The organism is Streptomonospora nanhaiensis, assembly GCF_013410565.1.
Classification (GTDB): domain Bacteria; phylum Actinomycetota; class Actinomycetes; order Streptosporangiales; family Streptosporangiaceae; genus Streptomonospora; species Streptomonospora nanhaiensis.
On record NZ_JACCFO010000001.1, the window covers coordinates 2,465,259 to 2,483,624 of the forward strand.

At 73.5% G+C, this 18,366-nt stretch carries 16 protein-coding genes; all 16 read right to left on the bottom strand.

Annotation, left to right across the window (positions count from 1 at the left end; genetic code table 11):
- Positions 1 to 4 precede the first annotated feature (4 nt).
- Positions 5 to 217, bottom strand: coding sequence for an ATP synthase F0 subunit C (gene atpE / locus HNR12_RS10610; RefSeq protein ID WP_179767334.1), 213 nt, complete (start codon positions 215 to 217; stop codon positions 5 to 7).
- A gap of 120 nt (positions 218 to 337) precedes the next feature.
- The gene (atpB, locus tag HNR12_RS10615) at positions 338 to 1,180 is read right to left on the bottom strand and encodes a F0F1 ATP synthase subunit A (RefSeq protein ID WP_179770534.1); all 843 of its coding nucleotides are present in this window, start codon (positions 1,178 to 1,180) and stop codon (positions 338 to 340) included.
- A gap of 206 nt (positions 1,181 to 1,386) precedes the next feature.
- Positions 1,387 to 1,605, bottom strand: a complete 219-nt coding sequence (locus tag HNR12_RS10620) for an AtpZ/AtpI family protein (RefSeq protein ID WP_179767335.1) — start codon at positions 1,603 to 1,605, stop codon at positions 1,387 to 1,389.
- Positions 1,606 to 1,674: 69 nt separating this feature from the next.
- Positions 1,675 to 2,127, bottom strand: a complete 453-nt coding sequence (locus tag HNR12_RS10625) for a hypothetical protein (protein ID WP_179767336.1) — start codon at positions 2,125 to 2,127, stop codon at positions 1,675 to 1,677.
- Between the two features lie 288 nt (positions 2,128 to 2,415).
- Positions 2,416 to 3,576, bottom strand: coding sequence for an MraY family glycosyltransferase (locus tag HNR12_RS10630; protein ID WP_179767337.1), 1,161 nt, complete (start codon positions 3,574 to 3,576; stop codon positions 2,416 to 2,418).
- A gap of 902 nt (positions 3,577 to 4,478) precedes the next feature.
- Entirely contained in the window at positions 4,479 to 5,759 is a 1,281-nt protein-coding gene (locus HNR12_RS10635; RefSeq protein WP_179767338.1) for an erythromycin esterase family protein, read from the bottom strand.
- Positions 5,760 to 6,075: 316 nt separating this feature from the next.
- Positions 6,076 to 6,741, bottom strand: coding sequence for a hypothetical protein (locus HNR12_RS10640; protein ID WP_179767339.1), 666 nt, complete (start codon positions 6,739 to 6,741; stop codon positions 6,076 to 6,078).
- Between the two features lie 91 nt (positions 6,742 to 6,832).
- The gene (locus tag HNR12_RS10645; protein WP_179767340.1) at positions 6,833 to 7,681 is read right to left on the bottom strand and encodes an L-threonylcarbamoyladenylate synthase; all 849 of its coding nucleotides are present in this window, start codon (positions 7,679 to 7,681) and stop codon (positions 6,833 to 6,835) included.
- Between the two features lie 125 nt (positions 7,682 to 7,806).
- Positions 7,807 to 8,664, bottom strand: a complete 858-nt coding sequence (gene prmC / locus HNR12_RS10650) for a peptide chain release factor N(5)-glutamine methyltransferase (protein WP_179767341.1) — start codon at positions 8,662 to 8,664, stop codon at positions 7,807 to 7,809.
- Positions 8,661 to 9,728 (bottom strand): peptide chain release factor 1, encoded by a 1,068-nt coding sequence (gene prfA, locus HNR12_RS10655; protein WP_179767342.1) that lies wholly within the window; start codon positions 9,726 to 9,728, stop codon positions 8,661 to 8,663. Before prfA ends, prmC begins: the two co-directional genes overlap by 4 nt.
- Before the next feature lie 153 nt (positions 9,729 to 9,881).
- Positions 9,882 to 10,091, bottom strand: a complete 210-nt coding sequence (gene rpmE, locus HNR12_RS10660; protein ID WP_179767343.1) for a 50S ribosomal protein L31 — start codon at positions 10,089 to 10,091, stop codon at positions 9,882 to 9,884.
- A gap of 209 nt (positions 10,092 to 10,300) precedes the next feature.
- Positions 10,301 to 11,575, bottom strand: coding sequence for a serine hydrolase domain-containing protein (locus HNR12_RS10665; RefSeq protein WP_179767344.1), 1,275 nt, complete (start codon positions 11,573 to 11,575; stop codon positions 10,301 to 10,303).
- A 188-nt stretch (positions 11,576 to 11,763) separates the two neighbouring features.
- The gene (locus HNR12_RS10670; RefSeq protein ID WP_179767345.1) at positions 11,764 to 13,629 is read right to left on the bottom strand and encodes an L-lactate permease; all 1,866 of its coding nucleotides are present in this window, start codon (positions 13,627 to 13,629) and stop codon (positions 11,764 to 11,766) included.
- 232 nt (positions 13,630 to 13,861) lie between these two features.
- On the bottom strand, positions 13,862 to 15,820 hold the full coding sequence (gene rho / locus HNR12_RS10675) for a transcription termination factor Rho (RefSeq protein ID WP_179767346.1): 1,959 nt from the start codon (positions 15,818 to 15,820) through the stop codon (positions 13,862 to 13,864).
- Positions 15,821 to 16,250: 430 nt separating this feature from the next.
- Entirely contained in the window at positions 16,251 to 17,228 is a 978-nt protein-coding gene (gene thrB / locus HNR12_RS10680; protein WP_179767347.1) for a homoserine kinase, read from the bottom strand.
- Between the two features lie 21 nt (positions 17,229 to 17,249).
- A complete protein-coding gene (gene thrC, locus HNR12_RS10685) occupies positions 17,250 to 18,308 on the bottom strand; it encodes a threonine synthase (RefSeq protein WP_179770535.1) in 1,059 nt (352 codons plus the stop codon).
- Between the last annotated feature and the right edge of the window lie 58 nt (positions 18,309 to 18,366).

Consider the following 18,366-nt stretch of genomic DNA (forward strand, 5'->3'; position numbering starts at 1 on the left):
CGGTCTACTGCTGGATCAGCGCGAGCACGAAGCCGAGGATGGCCAGCGCCTCGACGACCGCGAAGCCGAAGATCATCTGGGTCTGCAGCATGCCGCGGGCCTCGGGCTGGCGGGCGATGGCCTGCACGCCCATACCGAAGATCAGACCGACACCGATACCGGGGCCGATGGCGGCGAGGCCGTAACCGATGGTCGCGAGGCTACCGGTGATTTCCATTGATTTCCCTTTACTCGAACACGCCGACGGGTATGGGTTCCGCCGGACTGACGTTGCTACTTGCGGACAAGCGGACTAGGGGTCGAGACGGCGCACGCGGGTCCCGCGCGGGGAGGGCCGCTAGTGCGCACCCTCCATCGCCTCGCCGATGTAGACCGAGGCGAGCAGGACGAACACGTAGGCCTGGACGGCCATGATGAACAGCTCGAACACCGTGAACACCAGGAACCCGAACAGCGCGATGCCGGAGTAGAGCACCGACACGCCGCCCAGCAGCGGGCCCATGGGGGTCATGGGGTTGAACATGTAGAACCCGGCGGCCGCGAACACCGCCAGCAGCAGGTGGCCTGCGAACATCACCGCGAAGAGCCGGACCGCGTGGGTGAAGGGCCGGATCACGAAGTTGGAGATCGCCTCGATCGGCACCACGACCGGCAGCAGGTAGCCGGGGACCCCGGCGGGCACCATGCGCGCCTTGAAGTGGGCGCCCACCCCGTGGCGGCGGATGCCCACCGCGTTCCACAGGATGTAGATGAAGAGCGCCAGCACCGCGGGGAAGGCCAGGTTGCTGGTGACGGGCAGTTGCAGGCCGGGGATCAGACCCATCACGTTCATCGTGAAGATGAAGATGAACAGGGTGACCATCAGCGGGATGTACTTGTCGCCCGCCTTGCCCATGGTGTTGCGCGTGATCTGGTCCCGCACGAAGCCCACGAACAGCTCGGCGACGCTCTGCGCCCGGGTGGGGACCACCTTGGGGTTGCGCGTGGTGAAGTACCAGAACGCCATCGACACCAGCGTGGCGATGATCAGGACCAGCAGGTACTTGGTGATTCCGGACGTGCCGGGAAGGCCGAACTCCACCCAGGGGGCGGGGAAGAAGAGCTCCGTGGTGGGGGCCTGGAACCCACATCCGAAGTCGTTGAAGATGTGGCAGCCTTCTTCTTGGGCGGCACTGTGCACGGCAGCACTCCCGTTGGTGTGTACGTTCACCGGTCCTCGCTCGCTACGCGGACGGTGCGGACAGGCTGCGCGACGGCGCCGACCACTACGCTCCCTCGTGGGGCTCCCTCACGGCGAACCCATTCGTCGTGACGCAACTCAATCCTCGATGTATACGGCGGCACCGCACCGCGGACCCTGGGCCGCGGGGGTACCGGAGTGGACGTTCAGGAGCGGACGTAGGGGACCACGATCAGATAGATCGCGCCCGCCATACCGAGGAGCACGCCGATCGGCAGGAACACCGTCGGCAACCCCAGCAGCCAGTCCGCCAACCAGCCCGCGCCGCCGAAGACGAGCGGGCCTGCCAGCAGGTAGGAGAAGACCGTCATCCCGTCGGCCTCCGGCGACTTCGGGGCCTCGCCGGGGGCTGGACGATCGTTCATCTCGCTCCGGAAGATAGCAGTAAGTGAAACTTGCTCGCACATCGCCCCGAAGGGGCGCAACCACCGGTTTCACCTGTCGTTCCCGACCCCGGCACCGGCCTCGGGCCCGGCGTTCGCGGTGTCGTCACCCGCCGGCTCCACGTACAACTGGCGGACGCGGGAACTGACGATCGCCTGACCGGTCAGCCAGGCGATGACACAGCCCAGCGAGGTCAGCGCGAACGACATGTGGTCGAACGCCGTGGTGCCGCCGAACAGCACCAGCGCGACCGCCAGCACGCCGATCTTGGTCGTGTAGACCACGAACGCGATCGGCAGCAGCAGATGGGGGTGGCGCTGGCCGGTCCAGGAGACCACGAAGGCCGACACGGCGAAGAAGCCGAGGATCAGCAGCGTGCCGACGGCGGCGCCGATGAGCCCCGGAACGCCCGCCGTGACGGTGGCGGCCACTGCGGCCACCACACCCACGGCAGCGGTGGGAATCGCGGCGCCGCGGAGGATCCGGGCGTCGTGTTCCTGCATGAATAAGGCTCCGGTGGCTGTCTTGGGGTGCTTGCTCGTGAAAGCTATCACAAGGTTTAGGGCACCCGGACGCGGGTGGCCTTTACGCCCACCTTACCCGCGCCTGTCCTGCCGTGGTCACCGGCCGCTCACGCTTCAGCGCGCCCGCCTGTCGCGATTGTCACCGCGGTCACACCACCGCGGATCATGTGCGCATCTACCCCGCTCTGCCTCCCGGAGACGGTGTCCGGCGCGGGAACCCCGCGCGGTTTCGGGACGTTGGACGCGTTGGCGCCGGCCTCGGGGCGGTCACGGGCGCTCCCCCGCCGACGCCGCCGGGGCGCCGCGGCCCTGGTCGCGCTCGCGGGCGGCGCGCTCCTCGGCCCGGCGGCGCAGGCGCGGCATCGTGATCAGCGCCACGGCGCAGGCGGCCACCAGGAGGGTCACGGTCAGCACCACGAACGGATTGTCGAAGACCGAAAGGGAGACCGATGCGAACGCGATGATCGCCGCCCACAGGTACATGAGCAGCACCGCGCGGGCGTGGGAGTGGCCCAACTCCAGCAGCCGGTGGTGCAGGTGCTTCTTGTCCGGGGCGAACGGCGACTTGCCCGCCATGGTGCGCCGCACCACGGCGAGCACCAGGTCGGCGAGCGGCAGGGCGATCACCAGCAGCGGCAGCAGCACCGGCAGGAACAGCGCCAGGCCGTGCACGCTGGTGCGGCCCTCGGGGTAGAACTGGCCGGTCACGGTGATGGTGATCGAGGCCAGCAGCAGGCCCAGCAGCATGGCCCCGGTATCGCCCATGAACACCCGGGCCGGGTTGAAGTTGTGCAGCAGGAAGCCGATGCACACCCCGGCCAGGATGATGGCGATCATCGCCGGGTAGGACTGCCGTTCGAAGCCCTGGTCCACCGCTGCGACGTAGTAGTAGATGAAGAACGCGAACGCCGAGATCGCCACGATCCCCGCGGCCAGGCCGTCGAGCCCGTCGGCGAAGTTCACGGCGTTGATCGTCACCACGATCAGCAGCACCGACACCATCGTGCCCAGCCACGGCCCGAGGGAGAGCTGGGTGCCGGGCATGGGCAGCCACAGCATCTGCACCCCCGACCACACCATGATCCCGGCGGCCAGGGTCTGCCCGGCGAGCTTGGGGATGGGGCCCATGCCCCAGCGGTCGTCGATGATGCCGATCACCATGATCACGCCGCCGGCCAGGAGCAGGCCCCGCCAGGTGGTGTAGACGAACACGTCCTGCAGGTGCGGGAGCCGGTAGGAGATCAGCAGCGCCGCCGCGAAGCCGCCGTAGATGGCGATCCCGCCGAGCCGCGGGATGGGCTCGGTGTGGACGTCGCGGTCGCGGACGGGGGGCACCGCGCCGAAGGCGATCGCCGCGCGCCGGACGAACGGGGTCAGCAGGTAGGTGACCGCCACGGCGATGACGAAGGTGAGCGCGTACTCACGCACGGCGTGTCAGGTGCCTTCCTCGTAGAGCGCGTCGGCTGCTGCGCCGAGCGCGGCGGTGGACGAACGACCGCGGCGGCCGCACGCCGGCGGTCGGCTCGGACTCCCCAGCGGACCGGTCGGCTCAGCCGGTCGGGACCGCGGTCGGCGGGCGGGCGCCGCTGGAGCGGCCGCCGGGCACCGGGGACCGCGGTGGTGTCGAACCTAGCACTACCCGCCGCCGGGATGCGGCAAGACCGTATGACTACATGGCGTGATAAATGTGGCCCCGGCCACGGAGGCGCCGCCGCCCGGGCCGGGCCGGGCGGCGGAGGCGGCCGGGCGGGGCGGCCCCGGACGGAGCCCGGCGGCGCGCGGGGAGCGGTGGCGGCGGCGGGCCCGCGCCGCGCGGCGGCCCGGACAATCCGCACCACACCGCCCGGGCGGGTGCCATCGGGCGCGCCCCGGCGGCGCCCGCGGGCCCGCGGGGAATGCGGGTGGAGCAGCGCCTGACCGGCGCGAAGGGCGCTGCCGGTCGGCGCGCGAGGGGCGGCCAAAAGCGGCTCATGGACAACGCGCTGCGTAGCCGGTGGAGTTTCCGCCGCCGCCGATCTTTGCGCTTTCTTAGCGCCCGGCCGGCGCTCTCGGCCGGAACCCCCGATCCGGCCGCTCGGGGCCGAGGGCGGGGCGGCCCGCGCGGCCCGCCCGAGTGCCTTCTCTGGAGAGGTCCATGCCCGCCCGTGGCGGGTACCGCCCGGGCGGGGCGCCGGGCAGGGACCGGGGCCGCGCCCGGCCGGGACGGCGGCCACCGTAGGACCTTCGCCCCGGCCGGGCCGGCAGCGGCAGCGGCAGGGCATCCCGCCCCGGCCGGCCCGGTCGTTTCCGGCCGGCCGGGTGGGAGTTCCGCGCGGATCCGCGGACGCGCCCTAGCCGCCCAGGCGCATGGACACCTCGGTGGTGGTCGCGGGCACCGACAGCACGGCGTCGAAGGCCGTGCGCACGGGCACCTCCATCACCGCCGACTGCGACCGCATCCGCACCAGCCGGTCCGCCGGGCCCTCCGGCGCGCCGCGCAGGTCCGCCAGGACGGCGTGGGCGCCGTGTCCCGCCTCGACGATCGCGGCCTCGACGCTGCCCTCGGGCGGCGGCGCCAGCGGGGCCTCGGCCACGCTGAACCCGGCCTCGCTGTCGTCGGGGTACATCTCCGGCACCCGGTCGGCGGTGTGGGTCAGGGCGACGGCGCGGTAGTCGGCGCCCAGTTCCCGGTGCACGAGGTGGCCCATGGGCAGGGCGGTGTGGTCGCCGGTGATCGGCGTCTTCTGGATGTGGTTGTTGTGCGCGGCCAGGACGAACCGGGTGCCCGGCGCGGCACGGTCCAGGTGCCACAGCAGCGTCCGCGCCATGTAGTGCTCGCGCACGGAGGTGTCGAAGCCCAGCCCGCCGCCGGCGAAGAGGTCGCTCATGGCGCCGAACATGTAGTCGGTGTGCGTGGCGGCCTCCAGCAGGCGCAGCGCGGTGGCGTAGCGGTCGGCGCCGCCGCGCTCGACGTAGACCGGCTCCAGCGCGCGCACGCGCAGCAGCAGCCGCGCCAGCGCCGCCGTGAGGGCGTCGCGGTCGGCCGCCTCCAGGCGGGCCCAGGCGGGGGCGGCGGCGGCCACCGACTCCCCGCCGAACCGGTCGGCCAGGGCCAGCGCGGCCTCGGCCCGGGGCAGCGCCTCGGGGTCGACCTCGCGCAGGTAGTCGGCCAGCGGCTCCAGCACCGGGCGCAGGCGGCCGCCGGCGACGGGGACGTCGACGCCGACGAACCGCAGCGGGTGGCCGCTGGTGCGGTTGTGGCGGCGCAGCCAGTGCCCCATGTCGGGGGTCAGCCCGGCGTTGGCGGTGCCGCCGGCTTCGGCCGGGCCGTCGGCGCCGGTGTCGGCGTCGAGCCACCGCTGCAGGGCGAGCCCTTCGGCGAACCCGTACTCGAAGGCGAGGACGGTGAACCCGCAGCGCTCGGCGAGGAACCGCACCAGGCGCCGCCGGGCGGCGCCGAACTCGCGGACGAAGTGGGCGCCCTCGCCCACGGCGACGACGCGGGCGTCGCCGATCACGGCGCGCAGGGGTTCGAGGTCGTCCAGCGGGGCGTCGGGGTCGAGCCCGCCGAGGACGGTGGTGTGCGGTGCCAGCCAGTGGCGGGCACGGAAAGCGGAGGTGCCGTCGGTCATGTTCCAGCGCTCGTTTCTCGGTGGTTCGGGTGAAGGGTCACCGGAGGCACCGGACGCGAACGGTGGCGGGGCGATGCGCCCACGCGCCACCGACCGGGGGCGGTAGGCCCCGGTCGCGCACCGGTGGAGCGGACGGCTAGAGGAACAGGCTTCCGGTCGGCATACCCGCCACGCTACCAGCGGCGCACGGCCACGCCGAAGCGCTTTTCCCACCCCGCCGCACCGGCCCGTCCGACCCACTGCCCCTCACCGTCCCGGGGCCGGAGGGACACGGGAGCGGGCGCGGGAAACCCGCACCGGATTGGGCCGGGGGCGCTTACGTGCCGCAGGGGCCGTCCGGGAGCAGGCCCACGGGGTCGGTGAGGATGGCGGCGGCGCGCCAGCCGTCGCCGTCGCGGCGCATGGTGAACCCCGTCCACTGGATGGGCTCGGTCGGCGCGGGCACCACGGCGGTCTGGTCCAGGCAGGCGTCGATCTGCACCAGGTCGGGGGTGTAGCGGCCCACCGCGATGTGGTGGAAGACGAACCGGCCGGCCGGTGCCGGGCGGTCCTCGGCCAGGCGGTCGCTCAGGGTGCCGGCCGCCGGCGAGCCGGGCACGGCGCGGGCCAGCACGGCGTCCTCGTCGCCGCCGTGCAGCGCGCGCAGCAGCGCGGCCTGGAGCTCCACGACCGCCGCGACGGCCGCGCGGTCGGGGTCCTCGCCGGGCGGGTTCTCGGCGACGACGGTGACCCCCTCGGGCAGCGGGGCCAGGGGTGTGAGGGGCGCGGCGGAGGTCCCGGCGCCGGCGGCCGGGCGGCTCCGCACGCCCGCCTGGTCGCCGCCGGGGCCCACAGGGGCGCCGCAGGCGGTCAGGATCAGTGCCGTGGCCAGCGCGGCCGCCGCCGAGGCGGCGCGCCCGGCCGGGCCGGGCCCGTCGCCGGGCGGGCCCCAGCGGCCCTCGGCGCCCGCCGCACCCGCCCCGCGCCGTTGTCCTGCACGCACCCCGCACCCGCTTTCTCGCCGCTGCCGGCACCCGGCCGGCGGCCCCTCGGCCGACCGGCCCGACCAACGCCGTGGCAGCGCGACAACGGACTCAGGGTGTGCTGCCTCCCGGCTTCTCCGGGCCTGAGACGTCGGGGGCGGGCGCGCCGGTTCCCTCGCCGTCCGGGCGCGGCCGCGCGGACTCCTCGTCCGCGCCGCCTCCGGCCGCCGCCTCGCCGGCGGTGCCGCCGGGAGCGGCGCCGGGCGCGGCGGAGTCCTCGGGCGCGTCCTCGGGCGCCGTGGTCGGGCGCCGCTTGGCCACCCCGATGACCGTGCCGCACACGGCGCGCAGCCGCTCGACCGGGATGGCGCCGTCCCGCAGCACGCGCGGCACCGCGTAGGTGAGATCGACGATGGTGGAGGGGGTCTGGTCGGCGCACGGGCCGCCGTCAAGGTAGACCGCGACGGACTCCCCCAGCTGCTTCTCGGCGTCCTGGGCGGTGGTGGCGGCGGGCCGCCCGGAGAGGTTGGCGCTGCTGACCGCCATCGGCCCGACCTCCTTCAGCAGCTCCAGGGCCACCGGGTGCATGGGCATGCGCACCGCGACCGTGCCCTTGGTGTCGCCGAGGTCCCAGGACAGGCTCTGGGCGGCCGTGCAGACGATGGTGAGCGGCCCGGGCCAGAACTCCTCGATGAGGTCCTGGCCGTAGTTGCCCAGGTCCTCGATGAGCGCCTGGGCGGCGCGCACCGACCCCACGAGCACCGGCGGCGGCATGTCGCGGCCCCGGCCCTTGGCCTGGAGCAGGCCGGAGACGGCGCTCGGGCTGAAGGCGTCGGTGCCGATGCCGTAGACGGTGTCGGTGGGCAGCACCACCAGCTCGCCCCGGCGCACGGACGAGGCGGCATCGGCGATGCCGTCCGCGCGCTCCTGCACGTCAGCGCAGTCGTAGCTGCGGCTCACCTGCGGTCACCTCTTCTCTCGTCGGCGCCCACCGGGCGCGCGGGTCGTCGGTCCGGTGGCGGCCCCGGCTCCGCGCCGGGCGCGGAGCGCGGGAGGTGCACCGGACCGCTCGCTCACGAATCCGCTCAGTCCTCGGCCCGGCGCATGACGACGAACCGGTCGCGGTGGGCGAGGTCCTTGCGGTTGCGGACGTCGCGCCAGCCCAGCTCCTCGGGGAACAGGCGCGGGATGTCGATGCCCTGGCCGTCGCCGTGCTCGATGGCCATGGCGCCGCCGGGGCGCAGCAGCCGGCGGCCCACCGCCTCCAGGCTCCGGATGAGGTCGAGGCCGTCGCGCCCGGCCCACAGCGCGGGCGCGGGGTCGTGGTCGCGCACCTCGGGCGGCAGGACCGCGGAGTCGGTGGTGGGCACGTAGGGCGGGTTGGAGATCAGCAGGTCCAGCCGGCCGTCGAGGTCGGGCAGCGCGGTGCGCATGTCGCCCTGGTGGGCGTGCACCCGGTCGGCGTGCCCGCTGGCCTCGATGTTGCGGCGGGCCCAGCCCAGCGCCTCGGGGTCGATGTCGACGGCGTGCACCCGCGAGCGGGGCACCTCCTGGGCGATGGAGATGGCGATGGCGCCGGACCCGGTGCCCAGGTCGGCGACCAGGGGGTCGGCGACGTCCATGGCGCGCAGGGTCTGGATCGCCCAGTCGACCATGATCTCGGTCTCGGGCCGGGGGACGAACACGCCCGGGCCCACCCGCAGCTCCAGGTAGCGGAAGTAGGCGCGGCCGGTGATGTGCTGAAGGGGCTCGCGCGCGGCGCGGCGGGCCACGCACTCCCAGTACAGCGCGTCGAAGTCGGAGTCGGCGACCTCGTGCAGCTGCCCTCGACGAACGCCGTGCACATACGCCGCCAGCTCCTCGGCGTCGGTGCGGGGCGAGGGGACGCCCGCGTCGGCCAGCCGGAGCGTGGCGCGGGCGACCTCGTCGAGCAGGAAGTTCATGACTGGGCCTGCTCCAGCCTTTCCTTGGTGTCGGCGTCGATGAGCGCCTGGAGGACGCCGTCGAGTTCTCCGTCGAGGACCTGGTCCAGGTTGTACGCCTTGTAGCCGACACGGTGGTCGGAGATGCGGTTCTCCGGGAAATTGTAGGTGCGCACCCGCTCGGAGCGGTCAACGGTGCGCACCTGGCTGCGGCGCTCGGCGGCGGCCTCGGCGTCGGCGCTGGCCTGGGCCTCGGCCAGCAGGCGGGCGCGCAGGATGCGCATGGCCTGCTCCTTGTTCTGGAGCTGGCTCTTCTCGTTCTGGCAGGACACCACGATGCCGGTGGGCAGGTGGGTGATGCGCACGGCGGAGTCGGTGGTGTTGACGCTCTGGCCGCCGGGTCCCGAGGAGCGGAACACGTCGATGCGCAGGTCGTTGTCGTTGATCTCGACCTCGACCTCCTCGGCCTCGGGCACCACGAGCACGCCGGCGGCGGAGGTGTGGATGCGGCCCTGGGACTCGGTGACGGGCACCCGCTGCACGCGGTGCACCCCGCCCTCGAACTTCAGCTGCGGCCACACGCCCCGGCCGGGCTCGGGCGTGCCCCGGTTCTTGAAGGCGATGGTGATGTCCTTGTAGCCGCCGAGGTCGGAGGGGGTGGAGTCGATGATCTCGGTCTTCCAGCCCTGGCGCTCGGCGTAGCGCAGGTACATGCGCACGAGGTCGCCGGCGAACAGGGCGGACTCCTCGCCGCCCTCGCCCGCCTTGACCTCCATGATGAGGTTCTTGTCGTCGGCGGGGTCGCGCGGGATCAGCAGCACGCGCAGCCGGTCGGTCAGCTCCTCGCGGGTCTTCTCCAACTGGCGCGCCTCGTCGGCGAAGGAGGAGTCCTCGGCGGCCAGCTCCTTGGCGGCCTCGATGTCGGACTCCACCTGCTTGAGTTCGCGGTAGGCGGCGATGATGGGCGTGAGCTGGGAGTAGCGCTTGCCCAGGGCGCGCGCCCGCCCCTGGTCGGCGTGCACGTCGGGGTCCGCGAGCTGCTGTTCCAGCTCGTAGTACTCGCCCAGGAGGTCGTCCAGCTTCACTTCTCGCTTACCAGCTTCCGTGGATGGCGTTCGGGTCGGTCCGGCGGGCGCGCCCGGCCGCCGGTGCGCGGACCGGGGGGCACCTACGACGAGCGGCGCCGGACGCGCGGGCCGAACGGGTCGGCTCCGCGCGCTCCGGCGCCGCGGGGCAGGCTACTGGCGCTTGCCGAAGCGCTTCTCGAAGCGGGCGACCCGGCCGCCGGTGTCCATGATCTTCTGCTTGCCCGTGTAGAACGGGTGGCAGGCCGAGCAGACGTCGGCCCGGATCACGCCGGAGGTGGCGGTGCTGCGGGTGGTGAAGGTGTTCCCGCAGGTGCAGGTGACCTCGGTGACAACGTACTCGGGGTGGATGTCGGCTTTCACGTGGATCTCCTCGCTAGGGGCGGTCGCCGGGCGCACTCGCGCGGGCGCACACGGGGCACACGGGCGCGTCGAGCGCAAGGACTCGTCGGGTGTGCGTGAACCGGTACCGCGGCGGTCGATATACCAGTTTGCCAGACCTTCAACGAAGAACCGACCAGCGGCTATTCCGCCGGCCGCGCGCGGGCGCTCCCCCGCCCCGGGGCGGGGCCTCAGCCGTCCTCGCCGCGGCCGGTGTCCTCCACCGGCTCGGTGGGGTGGTCGCCGGGCGTGGGAGCGGGCCGGTCGCCGTGGACGGGGCACAGCGCGGTCTCGATCATCGCCCAGGCGGGCGGGTCGGGGTCCTTGGTGTAGCGGGCCTGGAAGAGGGTGAGGTGGCGGCCGCCGCCGTGCACGGTCCAGGTCCGGTAGCCGGGGATGTTGCCCGAGTGCATCCACACGTCCAGCCCGCAGGTGAGGGTGTAGCTGCGCGGCCCCAAAGCGAACCCGTAGCCGTCGTCGGTGACGGCCTGCACCTCCAGCATCCGGGCGAGGGTGGGCTTGCTCAGGAGCCGGCCGCCCAGCAGCGCCTCCCAGAAGCGGTTGACGTCGCTGACCGTCGAGACGACCTGGGCGGTGCCGTACCAGCGTGTGGGGTTGAAGTGGGTGATGTCGGTGGGCTCGGGCGCCAGGCCGGGCGCGGGCGCCGCGGCGAGGTAGGCGTGCATCGCCGGGCCGGGGACCTCGCTGTCGGTGGGGATGGAGGTGTCCTCCAGGCCCAGCGGGGTGAGCACGGCGCGGTCCACGGCCTCGGTGTAGGGGCGGCCGGTGACCTTCTCGATGACCATCGCCGCCAGCACGTAGTTGGTGTTGGAGTACTCGACGTCGGTGCCGGGCTCAAACACCGGGCCGCGCCGGTTGGCGATGGCCACCAGCTCCTGCGGGCGCCAGCGGCGGTGCGGGTCCTCGCGGACGTCGGGCATGGCCCGGTTGTAGCTGAAGACGCCGCTGGTGTGGCTGAGCAGCATGCGCAGGGTGATCCGCTCGCCGCCGTCGAGGACCCCGGGCAGCAGCTCCTCGACCGTGTCGTCCAGGTCCACGCGGCCCCGCTCCACCAGGTGCAGCAGGGTGGCGGCCACGAACGGCTTGGACAGGCTGGCCACGCGGAAGTGCGCCTGGGGGTCCACGGGTGCGCCGGTGGCGCGGTCGGCCACGCCGGCGACCCCGTTCCAGGTGTCGCGGCCCTGCTCGTCGACCACGGCGAGTTCGGCCACGGCGCCGCTGGAGCCCTGCCGCACGACCCGGTTGAGGGCCTGCTGGAGGGCGATCTGCTTGTCGGCCGAAATCCCGGCGGCGGGGCGGTCGCCGTCGTCGGCCGCGGGAACCGCGGGGGCGGGGTCGGCCGCGCGATCGGTGGCACCGAGGACCAGCACCTGGGCCGCGGTGATGACCGCGGCGGCGGCCAGCGCCCCGGTTGCCAGGAGTGCCCAGTTCTTCCTGCTTTCCATCAGGCCGAAATGGAAACACGGATCGGGGCCGTACGCGACTCGGACAGCCCGCGCGGAGGGGGTTTCGGGCCCCCGCGTGCCGGGGCGCGGCCCCGGCCCACCCGCCCGAACTGGGCACACGCCGCCGGCGGTGCGGCGCGGTGCGATCCAGCCCACACCGGCCGGGCCGCGCGCGGGAGGGGCCGGTGTCAGCCCGCGCGGCCGTCCTCGGGCGGCGCGGGCGCGTCCGCGTGCGGCGGGCGGCCGGGCGAGCGGCGCAGCAGCACCGCGATCCCGGCCAGCCCGGCGGCCACTGCCGCCAGCAGCGCCAGGCCCGCGTTGAGGCCGACGCCGTAGGTGAGCAGGTAGGTCAGTGCCCCGGCCGCCAGCAGGTAGTAGACCAGCGGGATCGCGGTCTGGCGGATGAGGTCGCCCTCGCGGCCGACGAGGCCCACCACCGCCGACGCCGCGACGACGTTGTGCACGGTGACCATGTTGCCCGCGGCGCCGCCGACCGCCTGCCCGGCCACGACCGACTCCGGCGGCACACCGATCCGCTCGCCGGTGGAGAACTGGAACAGCGAGAACATGAGGTTGGACACGGTGTTGCTCCCGGCGACGAACGCGCCGAGCGCGCCGATCCAGGGGGCCATCAGCGGCCACGCCCCGCCGGCCAGCTCCGCCGCGCCCCGGGCGAGCGTGAGGGGCATGCTGTCGAGGTCGCCGGCGCCGAACTCCGCACCGGAGTTGATGAACACCCGCACCAGCGGCACGGCGAACAGCAGCGCGACGGCGGCGCCCGCGAGCTGCCCGCCGGCCATCCGCCAGGACGCGGCGACCTGCCGGGCGCTCATGCGGTGCAGGAGGCAGGTGGCCACGCTGACGAGGATGAACACCGCGCCGGGCGAGTACAGCGGCTGCACGGCGTCGCCGATGGAGGTGCCGAACAGGTCGCGCGCGCCCAACTCGACGCTCTGCAGCCAGGCGGTGAGGCCGGGCACCATGCGGGTGAGCACGAGCAGCGCGGCCACCAGCAGGTAGGGCGACCACGCGCGCAGCAGGCCGATGGCGGGGCGTCCCGCCGCTCCCCCGGCGCCGTTCGTACCGCCGGTGCCGCCGGTGCCGCCGGAGGGGCCGTCGCCGTCACCGGGGCGCAGCGTGCCCGACCAGCGCGCGGGCCAGGCGGCGCGCGGGCCGAAGTCCCAGGGCACGGCCGGCAGCAGGAAGCCGCGCCGCGCGGCCGCCACCACGATCAGCAGCCCGGTAAGCCCGCCCAGCAGCGAGGTGAACTCCACGCCCAGGAGCGCGTTGTAGAGCACCGAGGGGACGGTCATGGCGAAGGCGGAGAACAGCGCGAACGGCCACACCGCGAGGCCGTCGGCGAAGCGGCGGCGCTCGCCGTAGAAGCCGCACAGCAGGCAGCACAGGAACAGCGGGACCAGGGTGCCGATGATCCCGTGCACGATCGCGGTCTGCAGGCCGACGCGCTCCACGAGTCCGGCCACCGTCAGCCCGAGTTCGGCGGCGCGGCCCTCCACCTCCGGCGCCCCCGCCAGCCCGCCGTCGACGCCGACGAGGATGGGCGTGCCCACGGCACCGAAGCTGACCGGGGTGCTCTGGATGACCAGGCCCACCATGACCGCCGCCATCGCGGGGAAGCCCAGGGCCAGCAGCAGCGGCGCGACGACCGCGGCGGGGGTGCCGAACCCCGAGGCGCCCTCGATGAAGCCGCCGAAGAGCCAGCCGATGATCACGGCCTGCACGCGCCGGTCGGGGCTGATGCCGGTGAAGGTGGCGCGGATGGTGTGGATGGCGCCGCTCTTGGTGAGAGTTGCCAGCAGCAGCAGCGCGCCGAAGATGATGTAGAGCAGCCCGGCGGCCAGGATCAGGCCCTGCACCGTGGAGGCCGCCACCGCCGCCCAGTCGGTCCGCCACACCGTGACGGCGAGGGCCACGACGACCGCGTAACCGGCGGGCATGGCGTACTTGGCGGGCCGGCGGAACCCCACGAGGAGGACTCCCACCAGCAGGATCGGGGCCAGGGCGAGCAGGCTGAGCAGGGCGATGCCGTCCACACGCACTCCCGGGGAGACCGGCGGTACACGGTATGCAATCTCCCTGCGCACCTTACGGCGAGGCGCGTGCCGGGTAAAGGGGGGCACAAGGGAAACGCGGGGGAAAACCGTGCACCGCAGTACGGCGCGCGCGGACACCGCCGCACGGCGGGACGCGCCGCGGGGCCCTCAGCCGACCGCGGCCGTCCGGTCCCGCGCCGACGCGCGGCGGGGACCGGACGGCCTGCCGGGGTCAGTGCTCGTTGGGGCCGCCGACCGTGGTCTGCTGCACCTGGAGCAGGAACTCGGTGTTGCTCTTGGTGTCCTTCATGCGCTCCAGCAGGAGTTCGAGGGCCTGCTGGATGTCGAGGGCGTGCAGCACCCGGCGGAGCTTCCAGATGATCTTCAGCTCCTCGTTCGACATGAGGATCTCCTCCTTGCGGGTGCTGGAGGAAACCACGTCGACCGCGGGGAAGATGCGCTTGTCGGCCAGGGACCGGTTGAGCTTCAGCTCCATGTTGCCGGTGCCCTTGAACTCCTCGAAGATGACCTCGTCCATGCGCGAACCGGTCTCGACCAGCGCCGTGGCCAGGATGGTCAGCGACCCGCCGTTCTCGATGTTGCGGGCGGCGCCGAAGAACCGCTTGGGCGGGTACAGCGCCGTGGAGTCGACACCACCGGAGAGGATGCGCCCGCTCGCCGGGGCGGCGAGGTTGTAGGCGCGGCCCAGGCGGGTGATGGAGTCGAGCAGGACCACCACGTCCAGGCCCATCTCGACCAGGCGCTTGGCGCGCTCGATGGCAAGCTCGGCGACCGTGGTGTGGTCCTCGGCCGGACGGTCGAAGGTCGAGTGGATGACCTCGCCCTTGACCGTGCGCTGCATGTCGGTGACCTCTTCGGGCCGTTCGTCGACGAGCACGACCATCAGGTGGGTCTCGGGGTTGTTCTCGGTGATCGCGTTGGCGATCGCCTGCAGCACCATCGTCTTGCCCGCCTTGGGCGGCGAGACGATGAGCCCGCGCTGCCCCTTGCCGATGGGCGCGACCAGGTCGATGATCCGCGTGGTGAGGATGTTCGGCTCGGTCTCCAGGCGCAGGCGGTCCTGCGGGTAGAGCGGGACCAGCTTGGCGAACTCCGGGCGGCTGCGGGCCTGGTCGGGCGCCATGCCGTTGATGGTGTCGAGCCGGACCAGGGCGTTGAACTTCTCGCGCCGCTCCCCCTCGCGCGGCTGGCGCACGGCACCGGTGATCGCGTCGCCCTTGCGCAGGCCGTTCTTGCGGACCTGGGCCAGCGAGACGTAGACGTCGTTGGCGCCGGGCAGGTAGCCGGTGGTGCGCACGAACGCGTAGTTGTCGAGGATGTCCAGGATGCCGGCGACCGGCAGCAGGACGTCGTCGTCGCTGATGACCGGCTCGGTCTCCTGGCGCTCCCCGCGCCCGGAGCGGCGGTCGCGGCGGTCGCGGCGGCGGCCGCGCCGGCGGCCGGTGCCGAAGTCGTCGTCGCCCCCGCCGCCACCGCGGCCGGTCTGCTGCCCGCCCTGGCCGCCGCCCTGCTGGGCGGTGTCCTGGGTCGGGGCCTCGGCGGCGGAGTCCTCGCGGCTGCCCCGGTTGCGGCGGTTGCGCTGCCGTTCACGGCCCCCGCTCTGGCCGGACTGGCCCTGGGAGTCGGAACCGGACTTCTGGGAGTTGGATGTCTTGGTCACGCTGCTCGCGGGGGTAGAGGTGTCGCCGTCCGACGGCCGGTTCTGGTCAGTTGCGTCGTCGCCGCGCTTGCGCGTGGTGCGGCGGGTGCGGGCCGGCTTGTCGGTCCGCTCCGCCTGGTCGGCGCCGCCCTCGCGGGCGGCGGCCTGCTCGGCCGGGGCCGCCTGCGCTGCGGGCTCGCCCGCCTCGGCGGGGGCCTGCTCGGCGCGCTCGGCGGGCTTGCGCCCGGCGGCCGCCTGCGGCGCCGCGACCGGGCCGCCCTGCTTGGCCTCGATGGCGGTGATGATGTCGTTCTTGCGCATCCGCCCCGTGCCCGTGATACCGAGACTCGACGCCAGCCGCTGAAGCTCGGTGAGCTTCAGCGCCGACAGGCCCGTGCCTTGGCTGCGCGACCGAGACGGCGTGCTCTTTCTGGATGAGGTCGCGGCGTCGCCGGCGTCCACATCGGACGCGGTCGAGTTCTGCTGCGTGCTGACCGCCGCGTCCGTGTGGAGTTCGGTGGTGTCGCTCACTAAGGGTCCTTCCCAAGGAGCGGGCTCAGGCCGTCATGTGTCGGTAACGGCCGGCCCGGTGGTGCGAACCGGCGGGGGGCCGGGTCGGGCGTGCCCCACGCGGATGTCGGGAACCGTTGATTCCCCTACCCGATCGCGGCGGGCTCCGGGTACAGCCAGGCGTTGGGGCGATGAGTCCGCGGCCGCCGCCCGTGTTCCACGCTGCCGCCGTCCGCCGGCGAGGCGACGGTGCTGGCGGGGTGATCGGAGCAACGGGCGCTCCGCGAACTCAACACAGTGGTAACCGTGCGCAGCGATCGCATGGCCAAAACCACGTACATCTCGGACGCGGAAAACACTGTGGCGGATGAGCACACGCCCCGCAACGGGGCAACTGGTGCTTCACCCAGCCTAACATCACCGGAGCCCACAGCTATTCCTTGACACGGGTCTATGTTTCGATCCTCGCTCCTGACGGATCGATGGCTAGGGGGCGTATGTGCCAATGCTTACCCGTTCGCTCTCGAATTGAATCAACCAGGTCCTCGTGGATTTGCAGGGCAGCCCCGGTTTCCGGGGCGCCCGCCGGGGCCGGCGCGGCGGCCCCGGTGTCGGCGAGGACCAGGACGGTGGGGCCCGCGCCCGACACCACCGCGGCGAGCCCGTGGACCTTGCGCAGCTCACGAGCGATCCGCAGGCTCTCGGGCATCGCCGGTTCACGGTAGCGCTCGTGGAGGCGGTCCTCGGTCGCCTCCAGCAGGAGTTCCGGGTGGCCGGAAACGGCCGCGACGAGCAGGGCGGCGCGCCCGGCCGAGAACGCGGCGTCGGCGTGCGGCACGGCCGCGGGCAGCAGGCCGCGCGCCCGCTCGGTGGACAGCCGCTCAGCGGGCACGCAGGCCACCGGCGCCACGCGCGGGGACACCGGCACGCCGACGGCCCGCCAGCGGTCCTCTCCGCGCCAGGCGACCGTGCAGCCGCCGTAGACGCAGGGGGCGACGTTGTCGGGGTGGCCCTCAAGGTCGGCGGCCAGCTCGAACACGCGGTCGCGGTCGAGGCCGCCGGCGGCGTCGGTCCAGCCGAGCAGGGCCGCCGCCGCGCCGACCCCGGCCACGATCGCCGAGGCCGAGGACCCCAGGCCGCGCCCGTGGGGGATGGCGTTGCGGCAGCGCAGCCGCAGCCCCGGCAGGGGGCGGCCGGCCGCCTCGAAGGCCGCGCGCATCGCGCGCACGACCAGGTGGGTGCCGTCCAGGGGGACCTCGCCGGCCCCCTCCCCCTCGACCTCGACGCCGAGCCCTCCGCCGGGGTCGACCTCGACGTCGACCTCGTCGTGGAGGGCCAGCGCCAGCCCCAGGGAGTCGAACCCGGGGCCGAGGTTGGCGCTGGTGGCGGGGGTGCGCACGCGCACCCGCGCCGGGTGGGTGTGGGACATGGGCGTGCTTTCCGTGGGGCGCTAGGCCAGGCCGAGGGCGGAGGCCGCCGCGTGGGCGTCGACCGGGACGGTGGTGGCGGTGGAGGCGCCCGCCAGCGCCCAGTCGGGGTCCTTGAGGCCGTTTCCGGTCACGGTGCACACCACGCGGCTGCCCCGCTCGATGTGGCCGGCCTCGACCGACTGGAGCAGGCCCGCGACGCTGGCGGCCGAGGCGAGTTCGACGAACACGCCCTCCTCGGCGGCGAGCATGCGGTAGGCCGCCAGGATCCTGCGGTCGGTGACGGAGTCGATGCGCCCGCCCGACTCGTCGCGCGCCTGCTCGGCGTAGGTCCACGAGGCGGGGTTGCCGATGCGGATGGCGGTGGCGATGGTGCGCGGCTGGTCCACCGGGGCGCCGTTGACGATCGGCGCCGAGCCGCTGGCCTGGAACCCGAACATGCGGGGCAGCCGGGAGCCGGGGCCGGAGTCGGCGTACTCCTTGTAGCCCATCCAGTAGGCGGTGATGTTGCCGGCGTTGCCCACCGGCAGGCAGTGGATGTCGGGGGCGTCGCCCAGGGCGTCCACCACCTCGAAGGCCGCGGTCTTCTGGCCCTGGAGGCGGTAGGGGTTGACCGAGTTGACCAGCGCCACCGGGTAGTCGACCGACAGCTTGCGGGCGAGTTCGAGGCAGTCGTCGAAGTTGCCGTCGATCTGCAGCAGCTTGGCGCCGTGCACGAGCGCCTGGGCGAGCTTGCCCATGGCGATCTTGCCGCGCGGCACCAGCACCGCGCAGGTCATGCCGGCGCGCACCGCGTAGGCGGCGGCGCTGGCGCTGGTGTTGCCGGTGGAGGCGCAGATGACCGCCTTGGCGCCGTCCTCGGCCGCCTTGGTGATGGCCATGGTCATGCCGCGGTCCTTGAAGGAGCCGGTGGGGTTGAGGCCCTCGACCTTGAGGAACACCTCGCAGCCGGTCAGCTCCGACACCCGCGGGGCGGGTACCAGCGGGGTGCCGCCCTCCAGCAGGGTGACGACGGAGGTGTTCGCTGTGACGGGGAGGCGGTCGCGGTACTCCTCCACGACGCCGCGCCACGCCCGTGCCATGCTCACGACAGGGCCCTTTCGGCAGACGGAAATGCGTTGGGATGTGCGGACTCCGCGG

What these genes read in the sequence shown, in the direction of transcription:
- HNR12_RS10635 (WP_179767338.1), bottom strand. Translation starts at nt 5,759, where the DNA reads ATGACCGACGGCACCTCCGCTTTCCGTGCCCGCCACTGGCTGGCACCG.
- HNR12_RS10665 (WP_179767344.1), bottom strand. Translation starts at nt 11,575, where the DNA reads ATGGAAAGCAGGAAGAACTGGGCACTCCTGGCAACCGGGGCGCTGGCC.
- atpE (WP_179767334.1), bottom strand. Translation starts at nt 217, where the DNA reads ATGGAAATCACCGGTAGCCTCGCGACCATCGGTTACGGCCTCGCCGCC.
- thrC (WP_179770535.1), bottom strand. Translation starts at nt 18,308, where the DNA reads ATGGCACGGGCGTGGCGCGGCGTCGTGGAGGAGTACCGCGACCGCCTC.
- thrB (WP_179767347.1), bottom strand. Translation starts at nt 17,228, where the DNA reads ATGTCCCACACCCACCCGGCGCGGGTGCGCGTGCGCACCCCCGCCACC.
- prmC (WP_179767341.1), bottom strand. Translation starts at nt 8,664, where the DNA reads ATGAACTTCCTGCTCGACGAGGTCGCCCGCGCCACGCTCCGGCTGGCC.
- HNR12_RS10625 (WP_179767336.1), bottom strand. Translation starts at nt 2,127, where the DNA reads ATGCAGGAACACGACGCCCGGATCCTCCGCGGCGCCGCGATTCCCACC.
- HNR12_RS10620 (WP_179767335.1), bottom strand. Translation starts at nt 1,605, where the DNA reads ATGAACGATCGTCCAGCCCCCGGCGAGGCCCCGAAGTCGCCGGAGGCC.